Raw genomic sequence first — 13,023 nt, 5'->3', positions numbered from 1 at the left:
CCATCACCTCCAATAAAAACAAGGTGCAAGCATGACCACGACACGACTGACCATGGCCCAGGCTTTGGTGAAGTTTCTCGATAACCAGTACGTCGAAGTCGACGGCGTGCAGAGCAAATTCGTCGCCGGGGTGTTCACGATTTTCGGCCACGGTAACGTGCTAGGGCTGGGCCAGGCGCTGGAGCAGGACAGCGGCGATCTGGTCGTGCATCAGGGCCGCAATGAACAAGGCATGTGCCACGCCGCCATGGGGTTCGCCAAGCAGCACCTGCGGCGCAAGATCTACGCATGCACCTCGTCGGTGGGCCCGGGTGCCGCGAACATGCTCACCGCTGCGGCCACGGCGTCGGCCAACCGCATTCCGTTGCTGTTGCTGCCCGGCGATGTCTACGCCAGTCGTCAACCGGATCCTGTGTTGCAGCAGATCGAGCAATTCCACGACCTGAGCATCAGCACCAACGATGCGTTCAAGGCCGTCAGCAAATTCTGGGACCGCATCAACCGGCCCGAGCAATTGATGAGTGCCGCACTCAATGCCATGCGCGTGCTCACCGACCCTGCCGAGACCGGGGCGGTCACCCTCGCGCTGCCGCAGGACGTGCAAGGCGAGGCCTACGATTACCCCGATTCGTTTCTGCAAAAACGCGTGCATCGCATCGATCGCCGTCCAGCCACGGAGGCGATGCTCGCCGACGCCGTCTCGCTGCTCAGGGGCAAACGCAAGCCATTGTTGATTTGCGGGGGCGGCGTGCGTTACTCCGGCGCGGCGGCCGAATTGCAGGCGTTCGCGGAGCGCTTTGATATTCCGTTCACTGAAACCCAGGCCGGCAAGAGCGCGATTGTGTCCGCGCACCCGCTCAACATGGGCGGCATTGGCGAAACCGGTTCGCTGGCGGCCAATACGCTGGCGCGCGAGGCTGACCTGATCATCGGTGTCGGCACCCGTTACAGTGATTTCACCACCGGCTCGAAGTCACTGTTCCAGAATCCCGACGTGCAGTTTCTCAACCTCAATGTCGGCGCGTTCGACGTGCAGAAGCTCGACGGCGTGCAGGTGCTCGCCGACGCGCGCCTGGCGCTGCGCTCGATCGCCGGGCACATGGGCGATTATCGTGCGCAGTGGGGCGATCGACCTGCGCGGGCAAGGGCGGCGCTGGATGCGGAGGTTGATCGTTTATACGCCGTGGACTATCAGATCGAAGATTTCGAGCCTGAAGTCAGCGGCCATCTGGACCCGCAAGTGCTGCGCGATTTCATCGAGATGACCGGGTCGTGCCTGACCCAGAGCCGCGTGCTTGGCGTGCTCAACCAGCACCTGCCGGACGATGCGGTGATCGTTGCGGCGGCTGGGAGCCTTCCGGGCGATCTGCAACGGGCGTGGCGCAGCATGAGCGTGGACAGCTATCACGTCGAGTACGGCTATTCGTGCATGGGTTACGAGGTCAACGCCGCGCTCGGCGCCAAGATCGCTGCACCCGAGCGCGAGGTGTACGCACTGGTCGGCGACGGTTCCTACATGATGCTGCATTCCGAGCTTGCGACGTCGATTCAGGAGCGGCGCAAGATCAATGTGGTGCTGCTGGATAACATGGCGTTCGGCTGCATCAACAACCTGCAGATGGGCAACGGCATGGGCAGCTATGGCACTGAATTTCGCTTTCGCAATCCGGAGACGGGGCAGCTCGACGGCGACTTCGTGCCGGTAGACTTCGCCATGAGTGCAGCGGCGTACGGTTGCAAGACCTACACGGTCAAGACCGTCGAGGCGCTGGAGGCGGCGCTGGCCGATGCGCGCAAGCAGACGGTGTCGACGCTGATCGACATCAAGGTCCTGCCCAAGACAATGATCCATGGGTATTTGTCATGGTGGCGCGTGGGCGTGGCCGAGGTGTCGACCAGCGATAAAACCGCTGAGGCGCACGAGCGGCAAAAAGCGATGCTGGCAAAAGCCCGTAAATATTGATGAATGGTCGGTCGCGGGTAGGGCTCAACATTGTTTGCCGACTGACTCGGCCTCTTCCCGGCTGAAGCCGGTCCTACGAAAAGCGTGCAGCGTCTGCAGGACCGGCTTCAGCCGGGAAAAGGCCGGTGCATGGCGCAGATGCAATGTACAAAGGAGATCTCATGAAAATCGGACTCATCGGCTACGGCAAGGGCGGGCGCTATTTTCACGCGCCCTTGTTGGCCAGCCTGAACGGCGCAACGTTTGCGGGCGTGGTCACTCGCTCGCCCGAGCGTCGGCAGGACCTGCACAAGGACCATCCCAAAGTGCCGGCCTTCGACAGCCTGGCCGACATGGTGGCGGCCGGCATTGATGCGGTGGTGATTTCCACGCCGCTGGCTTCCCGGCGTGCGTTGATTCTGGAAGCCATCGAACTCGGCGTGCCCGTGGTCAGCGACAAGCCCTTTGCCCCGGATGCCCGGCAGGCACAGGAGCTGGTGGACGCTGCCGAGCGGCGCGGTGTGTTGCTGGGCGTCTATCAGAACCGCCGCTGGGACTCGGATTTTCTCACCGTACGCAAACTGATCGATCAGGGCGTGCTGGGCCGGATCAGTCGGTTTGAATCCCGGGTCGAGCGTTATTCGCCGGGCTCGGTGGGCAAGGAGAGCGGCGGTGGCATTCTGCGCGACCTGGGCAGTCACCTCGTCGATCAGGCGCTGCTGCTGTTCGGTCCGGTTACGCGGGTGTATGCCGAGCTTGAATTCGCCACCCCGGAGCAGAAGGTCGATCACGGCTTTTTCGTGTCGCTGACCCATGCCAGTGGTGTGATCTCGCATTTATGGGGCAATTGCCTGCAAAACGCCAAAGGTCCGCGTTTCCGGGTCAACGGCTCACAGGGCTGCTATACCGTTGAGGGCCTTGATGGTCAGGAAGAGGCCGCGCTGGCGGGGTTGTCGCCTAAATCCGAAGGCGATCGCTGGGGCGTTGAAGAGCACCGGCGCTGGGGCTGGTTCGAGCAGGGCGAACACCGTGAACGGGTGCCTTCGGAGCGCGGTTGCTGGCCGGAGTTCTATCGGCAATTGCAGGATGCCGTGATGAGTCAGGGCCGCAATCCGGTGGATGCCCGGGATGCCGTGGCGTCGGCCCGCGTCCTCGACGCCGCGCGGACCAGTGCGCTAGAGGGCAGGGTAGTAGGACTGTAGCGGCGCTGTAGCGGCGCTCAGCGGTCTGGATCGTCCACCGCAGCGGGCCCGTGCCTGCTGCCGGATCGAGCGAATGCACCTCGAAAAATGGAAATAGAAATAAATTCTAAAATCGGTTGAATTGGAAATTATTTTCCAATAGAGTCATTTCCAGGTTGCCGACTATCGACGTCCAGGCCCGGTGACGGAGCTGTTTCCAAGCCCACCGCATCAGGCTCGACGAGCGACACAAAAACAAGAAAGTCACAGCAGACAGGTACCGTCGATGAACATTCTCAAACATGCCACCCAGGCTTGCCGTTCAACCTCACACGCCGCCAGCGCCATCCTCCGCGCCGCCTCCCGCGTCACCGTCATCACTGCTCCTTTGCTCGATCGCGCGCTTGCCGCCGCTGCCCGAGTGCTGTGCGTCGAAAGCCACGGCGTGATGGTTTGCGGCGCGTCCGCTGCCTCGGTCGCGCACTTCACGAACCCGCATTTTTCCAGTCCGCAACAGTCGCTCTGAACACCAGCAGTCGTTAGCCAATTCACTACAACAACAAGAATTTGGAGAAAGACCGTTCATGAACATCAAGCTTAGCTTCACCTCCCTCGCACTGGCCCTGATGCTCGGCAGCGGCGTTACGCTGGCGGCCGATCTGAAAATCGGCGTGGCCATGTCGCAGTTCGATGACACCTACCTCACCTACATGCGCGAGGACATGGGCAAAAAAGCCAAGGCCATGGGCGGGGTCGATCTGCAGTTCGTCGACGGCCGCAACGATGTGAACAAACAGCTGGATCAGGTTCAGGAACTCATCGGCAAGAAAGTCGATGCCCTGATCGTCAACCCGGTCGACACCGCAGCGACTGCGCGCATCACCAAAGCCGCCACCGCAGCCGGCATTCCGCTGGTCTACGTCAATCGCCGCCCTGATGATCCGAAGCTTCCGGCGGGCGTGGCCTCGGTCACCTCCGACGACAAGGAAGCCGGTCGCATGCAGATGGAGTACCTGGCCAAGAAGCTGAACGGCAAGGGCAACATCGTGATTCTGCTGGGCGAGCTGTCGAACAACTCGACTCGCGACCGCACCGAAGGCGTGAAGGAAGTGCTGAAAAATTACCCCGACATCAAAGTGGCTGAAGAGCAGGAAGGCGCGTGGGGTCGGCAGAAAGGCATGGACATCACCAATAACTGGCTGACCCAGGGCCGTGATTTCAGCGCCGTCGTCTCCAACAACGATGAAATGGCCATCGGCGCATCCATGGCCTTGAAGCAGGCGGGCAAGAAACCCGGTGACGTCCTGGTCGCGGGAGTGGACGGCACGCCGGACGGGTTAAGGGCGGTGAAAAAAGGCGACCTGACGATTTCGGTGTTCCAGGACGGCAAAGGCCAGGGCGAAGGTTCCATCGATGCCGCCGTGAAACTGGCCAGAAAAGAGACGTTGCCCGAGCAGGCCATCGTGATCCCGTTCAGGCTGATCACCCCGGAAAACGTCAGCACGTTCAAGTAACCGCTCACCCGACGACGACTGACAGGATGCAGAGGGCGGCGCGCCGTCGCTCTGCTGCCGATGTCAACTGAGGAGCCTGGACCATGTTCGCTTCCGCTACTGCTTCGACCGCTCCGCGCAGCGATGCCCCGATGGAGTCGACGATCGTCGACGCCGAGCATCCGTACCTGCTGGAAATCACCAATATCAGCAAAGGATTTCCCGGGGTGGTGGCGCTGGACAACGTGCAACTGCGCGTGCGGCCCGGCAGCGTACTGGCGCTGATGGGCGAGAACGGGGCGGGCAAGTCCACCCTGATGAAAATCATCGCCGGCATTTACCAGCCCGACGCCGGCGAGATCTTCCTGCGCGGCAAGCCGGTGGTGTTCGACACGCCGCTGACGGCGCTGCAGTCGGGCATCGCGATGATTCACCAGGAACTCAACTTGATGCCGCACATGACCATCGCCGAGAACATCTGGATTGGTCGCGAGCAGCTCAACGGCCTGCACATGGTCGACCATCGCGCCATGCACCGCTGCACCGCGCAACTGTTGGAACGCCTGCGCATCAACCTCGACCCGGAGGAACAGGTCGGCAATCTGAGCATCGCCGAGCGGCAGATGGTCGAGATCGCCAAGGCGGTGTCCTACGATTCCGACGTGCTGATCATGGATGAGCCGACTTCGGCCATCACCGAAAAAGAAGTCGCCCACCTGTTTTCGATCATTGCCGACCTGCGCGCGCAGGGTAAGGGCATCATCTATATCACCCATAAAATGAACGAAGTGTTCGCCATCGCCGATGAAGTGGCGGTGTTTCGCGATGGCGCTTACATCGGCTTGCAGCGTGCCGACAGCATGAACGGCGACAGCCTGATCTCGATGATGGTGGGCCGCGAATTGACCCAACTGTTCCCCGAGCGCGAAACGCCGATCGGCGATCTGTTGCTGTCCGTGCGCGATCTCTCACTGCAAGGCGTGTTCGAAGGCGTGTCGTTTGACCTGCATGCCGGCGAAGTGCTTGGCATCGCCGGCCTGATGGGGTCGGGGCGCACCAATGTCGCCGAGACCCTGTTCGGCATTACGCCCAGCACGGCAGGGGAAATCATCCTTGACGGCGCGCCGGTCAGGATCGGCGACCCGCATCTGGCGATAGAAAAAGGCTTCGCGCTGCTCACCGAGGACCGCAAGCTCAGTGGTCTGTTTCCCTGTCTCTCGGTGCTGGAAAACATGGAAATGGCCGTGCTGCCGCATTACGTCGGCAACGGTTTCGTGCATCAGAAAGCGCTGCGCGTGCTGTGCGAAGACATGTGCAAGAAACTGCGGGTGAAGACGCCGTCGCTTGAACAATGCATCGACACCTTGTCAGGCGGCAATCAACAGAAAGCCCTGCTGGCGCGCTGGCTGATGACCAACCCCCGCGTGCTGATTCTCGACGAGCCGACCCGGGGCATCGACGTGGGCGCCAAGGCCGAGATCTACCGGCTGATTTCCCTGCTCGCCAGCCAAGGCATGGCGGTGATCATGATCTCTTCGGAATTGCCGGAAGTGCTCGGCATGAGTGACCGGGTGATGGTCATGCACGAGGGCGAAATGATGGGCACCCTGGACCGCGCCGATGCGACTCAAGAGCGTGTCATGCACCTGGCGTCCGGTAACGCTCTCCACTGAGCGGCGCACCCGCCGACTGCCGACGGCCCGTTTCGGGTCCGAACAAGAACAAGAGGCACGAATGAAGATGAACGCGATCCTGGAAAACAAACCCGCGCTGGCGCCCAATCGACATAAACGCCGGTGGCCGACCGAACTGAGCATTTTCCTGGTGCTGATCGGCATCGGCCTGATCTTCGAGGTCTTCGGCTGGGTGGTGCGCGACCAGAGCTTTCTGCTCAACTCTCAGCGTCTGGTGCTGATGATTCTGCAGGTGTCGATCATCGGCATGATCGCCATTGGCGTCACGCAAGTGATCATCACCACCGGCATCGACCTGTCATCGGGCTCGGTGCTGGCGCTAACGGCGATGATCGCGGCGAGCCTTGCGCAGTCCTCCGACTACAGCCGCGCGGTGTTTCCGTCGCTGACCGACCTGCCGGTCTGGATACCGGTGATCGCAGGTCTGGGCGTCGGCTTGCTGGCCGGTGCGATCAACGGCAGCATCATTGCCATCACCGGCATTCCGCCGTTCATCGCCACGCTGGGCATGATGGTGTCGGCACGCGGACTGGCGCGCTTCTATACCGGCGGTCAGCCGGTGAGCATGCTCAACGATTCCTACACCGCCATCGGACAGGGGGCCATGCCGGTGATCATTTTCCTGGTGGTGGCGGTGATCTTCCACATCGCCCTGCGCTACACCAAGTACGGCAAATACACCTACGCGATCGGCGGCAACATGCAGGCGGCGCGCACGTCGGGAATCAACGTCAAGCGTCATCTGGTGATCGTGTACAGCATCGCCGGGTTGCTGGCGGGCCTGGCCGGTGTGGTTGCCTCGGCTCGTGCGGCCACGGGGCAGGCCGGCATGGGCGTGTCCTATGAGCTGGACGCCATCGCCGCCGCGGTGATCGGCGGCACCAGTCTGTCAGGCGGGGTCGGGCGGATCACGGGAACGGTGATCGGTGCGCTGATTCTGGGCGTGATGGCCAGCGGATTTACCTTCGTGGGTGTCGATGCCTATGTACAAGACATCATCAAAGGGTTGATCATCGTCGTTGCGGTGGTCATCGACCAATACCGCAACAAGCGCAAACTCAAGCGCTGACGCCAAGATGAAGAGTGAAAAGGGCCTGGTTTCAGGCCCTTTTTGTTTTGCTGCGGATTTGAACCGAAGGTGAGGCGACCGGTCAGAGACCGTCGGTGCGAAAATGCCCCGGACACCGGTTTCACTCAATGCCACCGGGGATTACGGGGCTTGTTGAGCGAATCCTGATCAATTATGTTGCCGAGTACGGAACCCGGCCTTAGACTGCCGCCCCTCGTAAATTGAGTGCCAGGTGGCGCTTGGAGACTATGGCGCTTTCGTCGTTACGCTGAGGCGCTCCTTTAATTCGCCTTAATGCACGTTTTTTTATAGAGAAATCAATGACCAAGGAAAAGTTGCTGGCGATGCCGGCCGATGACTACATGAACGCCGAGCAGCACGCTTTCTTCACCGCGTTGCTGCAAGACATGAAAGTGGAAATCCATGAGCGCATCGAGCAAAGCCGTATTGCGATTGAAAGCCTGGACACCCCGGCCGATCCTGCCGATGCCGCTTCTGTGGAAGAAGAGCGCCACTGGCTGGTGAACGTGATCGATCGCGATCAGCGCATGCTGCCACAGCTGGAAATGGCCCTGACGCGCATTGCCGAAGACACCTTTGGCTGGTGCGACGACAGCGGCGAGCCCATTGGCCTCAAGCGCCTTCTGATCAGCCCGACCACCAAATACTGCATCGAAGCTCAAGAGCGTCACGAGCAGATCGATCGCCACCAGCGTCAGGCCTGACGATCCGGGTTCGGCTGCCCTATCCGCGCAGTCGAACCGCATGAACGGCCGCTTCCAGCCCGGAAAAATCCGACCGACTACCACCAACGGTTGATAGCGCATGGCCGCTATCTGGCGTTTAATGCTTTCAAAATAATGATAAGCAGGGTGGGTCAGGTATGGCTGCTGATGGAAGTATGGACACGTTCGCCCCGCAACCGGCCGCTGGCCGGCACACCGCCAGAGCCTGGCTGACGCCGACGCTGCAAAGTCTGGCCGTCGGCCTGTCGTTCATGGCCATGATCCAGGCCGACGCCCCTGTTTATCTCGCGCTGCCGTTGGCCTTGCTGGCGATCTGGCTGCCGCGTTTTTTCACGCCGCAGGCGCCCGTCGTCGAGCACGGCGATGGCGAAGAGGCGATCAACCGCCTGACCCGCGATCTTTCCCGCAGCACCAGCCACAATGCCTTGTCGGCCGCCGCCGTGGCGTTTTCCGTCAGGCAATTGGCGAGCAAGTTGCAGTCCCAGGTGGACGCGGCTGAACAGATCGTCAGCAGCGCCGATGTGATGATCGCCACCGAACGCGCAACCTCCGCACTGAGTCAGCAGGCGCTGGGCGCCGCCAGTCAGGCCCGGGAAAGCAGTGACGCCGGGCTGGCCGTGCTCAACCAGTCGATCGAGCTGATGCATCAGCTCAGCCAGCGCGCCGATGACAGCCGCCAGTTGATCGAGGCGCTCAGCCTGCGCAGCGAGGACATTCAGCGGGTGACGGCCGTCATTCAGTCCATCGCCAGCCAGACCAACCTGCTGGCGCTGAACGCCGCCATCGAAGCCGCTCGCGCGGGCGAACACGGTCGCGGTTTTGCGGTGGTCGCCGACGAGGTGCGGGGGCTGGCGGGACGCACCGCAACGGCCACTGGTGAGGTCGGTGCGATGGTTGCCGATATCCAGCAGCGTACCGCTCAGGTGGTGGAGCAGATCCGTCAGTTGTCCGGCGATCTCGATGGCGGCGTCGCGCAGGTCGAAACCACCGGCCAGCAACTGGGCAGCATTGCCCGGCTGGCCGTGGACGTGGAAAGTCAGGTCGGCGAAATCGCCCGCGGGGCCCAGACCAATCAGGAGCAACTGAGCAGCCTGTTCGTGGCCGTCGAGCAGATGCGCAGCGACCTCGCCATCAGTGACGATCAGACCCGGCGTCTGGCGCAGTCGGCGGTGCAGATGGAAGGGCAGGCCGAGACCATCAGCGAACGGCTCGCCCAGGTCGGTCTGGATGATTATCACCAGCGCATCTACGATCTGGCCCGTGAGGGCGCCGGGCAGATCGCGCACCAATTCGAGCAGGATATCGACCAAGGGCGCGTGGCCCTCGCGGATCTGTTCGATCGCAGTTATCAACCGATCGCCAACACTTCGCCGGTCAAGTACCAGACCCGTTTCGACCGTTACACCGATCAAGTCCTGCCCGCCATTCAGGAGCCTTTGCTGTCCCGACACGAGGGGTTGGTGTTTGCCATTGCCTGCACGCAGCAAGGGTATGTGCCTACGCACAATCAGGCGTTCAGCCGCCCACTGACCGGCGATGTCGCCGTCGATACGGTACAGAATCGCACCAAGCGTAAATTCGACGACCGCACGGGAGTCCGCTGCGGCAGCCACCAGCAGCCGGTTCTTCTGCAAACCTACACCCGCGACACCGGCGAACTGATGCACGATCTGTCGGTGCCGATCATGGTCAAGGGACGCCACTGGGGTGGCTTGCGCCTGGGGTATCGGCCAGAAGCCAGTGTCGCCGGCAAGGTTTGAGCCCAGGTGTTTTGGGCGGCGGTGAAATCTGAGCGGGGCTCAACGTGAGTCCGTTCAATTTCTATTCCAAGTGTTTAACGCGGTGGATAAAGCGCTGGGGTTTGTAGGTTGAACAGCCTCTGAGCGCTTTATCGGTCTGAGATTCAAGTGGGAAGTTTCTGAAGCGTTGTCTGGCCAATTGACGATGTTTCGAGTGCGAGCATTCTGTGGGTATGTGTCCGGATATGTAGGTCCGGGCGGGATCCAGTACTCAAGGATGACTCTCATGAAAACCACCCCTTTGAAGCCGCACGCTGACGCTACCTTGCTCAACGCCCTGGAGGTCACTGTGCGGATCGGCCTGTTCTTCGATGGAACCGGCAATAACCGCGTCAACAGTCAGATCGGCGCCGATTGTCAGGCGATGTCTGAAGTGTATGCCAATGCCCACATCAAGGAATGCGGAGGGCGCCACAGCGACCCCGACAGCAGTTATGCGAACGATCTCACCAATATCGCCAGGCTGGCGGCGCTTTACCGTGATCAGCCTCGCGCCCATAACGCGGGCGATGGGCTGAAAGTCTATCGGTCGATTTATATCAGCGGCGTCGGCACGACGTCGGGCGGCAGAGACTCAAGACTCTCCGGCCAGGGCTTCGGTCGCGGAACGACCGGTGTCGTCGCAAAAGTGTCCAAAAGCATCAAGAAGGTCGCCGATGTGCTTGCCACCTTTCGCGGCGACAACCCCGGTTGCGTCATCGCCGCGCTCGAGTTCGACGTCTTCGGTTTCAGCCGGGGCGCGGCGTCGGCGCGTCACTTTGCCAATGAAGTGCTCAAGCAGGCCAAAGGCGCGCTCGACGGGGTGCTCGACGCCCGCAAGTTGCCGTTGGTGCCTGACTTTTCCTGGTCCGGCGGCCACGTCCGGCTCAAGGTCATAGGCCTGTTCGACACCGTGGCGGCAGTGGGCGGGTTTTCCGATCTGGGCAATGTCCGGGACAGCGTGAATAACCGGGTCAACCTGTTTTTACCCCCCGGATGCGCACAGCAGGTGCTGCATCTGGTTGCGGCCGACGAGCATCGGCGAAATTTCGCCCTCAACAGCATCAAGCCGCACTGGGAAATGGAGATCGTTCTGCCCGGCAGCCATTCGGATGTGGGGGGCGGGTATCAGCCCCAGGCGTTTGAGCGGGTAGCACTCAGCCGGCCACTGCGCAGTCTGGTCAGCGCCGATACACCGTTCGACACCACCGACGCCTGGCTGCAGGCCCATGCGCAGCTCTCCGGGCTGAACGCCCAGCGCTGGCTCGACCCCGACGACGACAGCGCTTGCCTTGGCGTCGAGTGCATCGAACGGGTAGGGCAGCGGGTGCGTGGCATGAAGACCGTCGTGGCCACGGTCATGCTCGAACGGCGGGTGTTTGGCCATCTGTCACGGATTTACCTGAGGCTCATGCACGCGCTGGCGTGTGCGCAAGGCGTGCCCTTCGAGGCGATCGTGGATTCACCGGAAACCAGCCTGCCGCCGGAGCTGCGCGGGATCGCCAGCCGACTGATCGCTTTCGGCATGGGCGAAGCCCCGCCGCTCGACGAGGCGGACATGACGATCCTGTACCGACGCTACATCCACTGCTCGGCCCACTGGAACAACTCGTTAGGCAGTCGTGATTCCCTGATGGGCAACCTGTTCGTGCACGCGCCCGGCGACAATGGCCGACAGGCTTTCATGAATGTCGGGCAGCCCGGTTATCCACATTGAGGCCCGTAAGTTTGTTACCGATCATGCAAGTCACCTATGCCGGGGATAGCTTTTTCCGACGCCGGGCCGCCCTTATCATGGCGCCATCGCTGAATGCTCAAGAGATCCCCGGAGGATGGCATGCGAAGCAATATCGATATCGCGGCGATGATCGGTCAGGGCGTGCCCCCGTCGTTTCGCAAGCGAGGCCTGCGCGTCTGTTGGGTCGTGCTGATCAACGGAGAGCCGCGCGGCACGGCGTTCGAAAGCCGTGCGGAGGCCGAAGAGTGCCGCAGTGCGTGGATGCGACAACTGACAATGGCGGCCTGACCGGCCCGCCATTGTTTTTACGCCTGCTTACTTTTTCGGGTGAAGCCGCTCGTTGAGCTCGTCCACCACCATCGCCCATTCACCGTCGGCGCGCAGCTCTTCCTTCAGGTACCTGGCCTGTTGCGGTGTCCAGAAATCCGCGTCGATCAACTTCACATCGTCCGGCAACTGATGCGCTGCGATGAATGCGTCGATGCTGGCCTCGTCCGAAGCCAGGCCCAACTGATCGAATAGAGTTTCGAGTGTGTTTTGAGTCATGTCCATGTCTTTCTCCTCGATGGGCTCGACGCCCGAAATGTACTGAGTGATTGGCGTCATCGACTCCGTGCATATGTGAGTATCGGGGAGCGACAAGAGTTCTAACGATCTGCCGTATCGATTCAGCCTCGAACGGCCGCACGCATGGAATCGATTGCACACAGGGTGTCGGTGACATTCGTGTACAAAATCAGCGAGATTACGGACGAAAGGCATATATCCCGTATAGACTCACTGCCGGTAGAATCCACGTTCATGCCAGCGCCCGGCTTCAGGGGCGCACTTTTTTCATGTCGATTTTTCCTTGCCTGGCCCTTGGCCGGGCAAGTTCATATCAGGTTGGGAGCTTGTACATTGGCAGTAAGTAATCTGGATACCCATGCGTTATTCGTGCTGGGAGATTTGCGCGCGAAGTTGGTGAAGCAGTTCCAGGCACGTTTCGTTTACGTTATCGAGCAGTCCCCCGAAGGCATTTACATGTCTGAAATCGACACCGAGACGGCTCTGGTGGTTGACGACAAGCCACGTCTGGAATTGAAAGTGGGTGACCATTTCCGCGCCTCGGTACTGCCCAGCCGTGAAGGCGGCAAGTTTGAAATCAGGTTCCGCGACATCAAGATGACCATTTATGGCCTGGGCGAATACGCGTTCGTTGAAGTGCCGGAAGGCCACGGCATCGTGTTCAAGGAATCCCAGAGCGTGTTCATGGTATTTGCCGCCCATGAGCAGATTCAGGCCGGCCTGAGCAAAGTGCTCAAGTCCGCTACCGCCAAGGCCGCCAAGTGGCGCAAAGGCGAACTGGTGTTCAAGGCCAGCGAGTAAGGCACGTCGGCAGA

Annotated in this window: 12 protein-coding genes; 11 read left to right on the top strand and 1 reads right to left on the bottom strand. The window is 61.1% G+C overall.

All coding sequences use genetic code 11. The annotated features are described in order from the left end of the window. Positions 1-31: 31 nt before the first annotated feature. The 10 genes from iolD (at position 32) to QRN36_RS13380 (ending at position 11,929) form a co-directional block, all read left to right on the top strand. Entirely contained in the window at positions 32-1,963 is a 1,932-nt protein-coding gene (iolD, locus tag QRN36_RS13425) for a 3D-(3,5/4)-trihydroxycyclohexane-1,2-dione acylhydrolase (decyclizing) (protein ID WP_285424470.1), read from the top strand. 161 nt (positions 1,964-2,124) lie between these two features. After that, positions 2,125-3,144 carry a Gfo/Idh/MocA family oxidoreductase gene (locus QRN36_RS13420; protein ID WP_285424469.1) on the top strand — a complete coding sequence of 340 codons (1,020 nt, stop codon included), beginning with the start codon at positions 2,125-2,127 and terminating at the stop codon, positions 3,142-3,144. Positions 3,145-3,409: 265 nt separating this feature from the next. Continuing rightward, positions 3,410-3,649, top strand: a complete 240-nt coding sequence (locus QRN36_RS13415) for a hypothetical protein (RefSeq protein ID WP_285424468.1) — start codon at positions 3,410-3,412, stop codon at positions 3,647-3,649. 58 nt (positions 3,650-3,707) lie between these two features. Then, on the top strand, positions 3,708-4,637 hold the full coding sequence (locus QRN36_RS13410; RefSeq protein ID WP_285424467.1) for a sugar ABC transporter substrate-binding protein: 930 nt from the start codon (positions 3,708-3,710) through the stop codon (positions 4,635-4,637). Between the two features lie 83 nt (positions 4,638-4,720). Then, complete coding sequence (locus tag QRN36_RS13405) at positions 4,721-6,289, top strand: sugar ABC transporter ATP-binding protein (protein WP_285424466.1); 1,569 nt, start codon at positions 4,721-4,723, stop codon at positions 6,287-6,289. 67 nt (positions 6,290-6,356) lie between these two features. Further along, a complete protein-coding gene (locus tag QRN36_RS13400; protein WP_093462452.1) occupies positions 6,357-7,379 on the top strand; it encodes an ABC transporter permease in 1,023 nt (340 codons plus the stop codon). Between the two features lie 320 nt (positions 7,380-7,699). Then, positions 7,700-8,104 (top strand): TraR/DksA C4-type zinc finger protein, encoded by a 405-nt coding sequence (locus QRN36_RS13395; protein WP_093460262.1) that lies wholly within the window; start codon positions 7,700-7,702, stop codon positions 8,102-8,104. A gap of 158 nt (positions 8,105-8,262) precedes the next feature. Beyond that, positions 8,263-9,885 (top strand): methyl-accepting chemotaxis protein, encoded by a 1,623-nt coding sequence (locus QRN36_RS13390; RefSeq protein WP_373568744.1) that lies wholly within the window; start codon positions 8,263-8,265, stop codon positions 9,883-9,885. Positions 9,886-10,150: 265 nt separating this feature from the next. Continuing rightward, the gene (locus tag QRN36_RS13385; protein WP_285424465.1) at positions 10,151-11,620 is read left to right on the top strand and encodes a DUF2235 domain-containing protein; all 1,470 of its coding nucleotides are present in this window, start codon (positions 10,151-10,153) and stop codon (positions 11,618-11,620) included. Positions 11,621-11,740: 120 nt separating this feature from the next. Beyond that, positions 11,741-11,929, top strand: coding sequence for a hypothetical protein (locus QRN36_RS13380; RefSeq protein ID WP_285424464.1), 189 nt, complete (start codon positions 11,741-11,743; stop codon positions 11,927-11,929). A gap of 27 nt (positions 11,930-11,956) precedes the next feature. On the opposite strand, the gene QRN36_RS13375 is transcribed toward QRN36_RS13380, so the two are convergent. Further along, positions 11,957-12,193 (bottom strand): DUF2789 domain-containing protein, encoded by a 237-nt coding sequence (locus tag QRN36_RS13375; RefSeq protein WP_285424463.1) that lies wholly within the window; start codon positions 12,191-12,193, stop codon positions 11,957-11,959. 348 nt (positions 12,194-12,541) lie between these two features. On the opposite strand from QRN36_RS13375, the gene QRN36_RS13370 reads away from it, so the two are divergent. After that, positions 12,542-13,009 (top strand): hypothetical protein, encoded by a 468-nt coding sequence (locus QRN36_RS13370; protein WP_285424462.1) that lies wholly within the window; start codon positions 12,542-12,544, stop codon positions 13,007-13,009. The last annotated feature ends 14 nt before the right edge of the window (positions 13,010-13,023 follow it).

The organism is Pseudomonas sp. efr-133-TYG-103a (assembly GCF_030209235.1).
Classification (GTDB): Bacteria; Pseudomonadota; Gammaproteobacteria; order Pseudomonadales; family Pseudomonadaceae; genus Aquipseudomonas.
The sequence above is the reverse complement of the archived record's forward strand: the minus strand, read 5'-3'. Positions and strand labels throughout refer to the sequence as shown.

Coding starts and splice junctions, on each gene's coding strand:
- QRN36_RS13385 (WP_285424465.1), top strand. CDS start 10,151: ATGAAAACCACCCCTTTGAAGCCGCACGCTGACGCTACCTTGCTCAAC.
- QRN36_RS13420 (WP_285424469.1), top strand. CDS start 2,125: ATGAAAATCGGACTCATCGGCTACGGCAAGGGCGGGCGCTATTTTCAC.
- QRN36_RS13375 (WP_285424463.1), bottom strand. CDS start 12,193: ATGGACATGACTCAAAACACACTCGAAACTCTATTCGATCAGTTGGGC.
- QRN36_RS13400 (WP_093462452.1), top strand. CDS start 6,357: ATGAACGCGATCCTGGAAAACAAACCCGCGCTGGCGCCCAATCGACAT.
- iolD (WP_285424470.1), top strand. CDS start 32: ATGACCACGACACGACTGACCATGGCCCAGGCTTTGGTGAAGTTTCTC.
- QRN36_RS13380 (WP_285424464.1), top strand. CDS start 11,741: ATGCGAAGCAATATCGATATCGCGGCGATGATCGGTCAGGGCGTGCCC.
- QRN36_RS13405 (WP_285424466.1), top strand. CDS start 4,721: ATGTTCGCTTCCGCTACTGCTTCGACCGCTCCGCGCAGCGATGCCCCG.
- QRN36_RS13395 (WP_093460262.1), top strand. CDS start 7,700: ATGACCAAGGAAAAGTTGCTGGCGATGCCGGCCGATGACTACATGAAC.
- QRN36_RS13390 (WP_373568744.1), top strand. CDS start 8,263: ATGGCTGCTGATGGAAGTATGGACACGTTCGCCCCGCAACCGGCCGCT.
- QRN36_RS13415 (WP_285424468.1), top strand. CDS start 3,410: ATGAACATTCTCAAACATGCCACCCAGGCTTGCCGTTCAACCTCACAC.
- QRN36_RS13410 (WP_285424467.1), top strand. CDS start 3,708: ATGAACATCAAGCTTAGCTTCACCTCCCTCGCACTGGCCCTGATGCTC.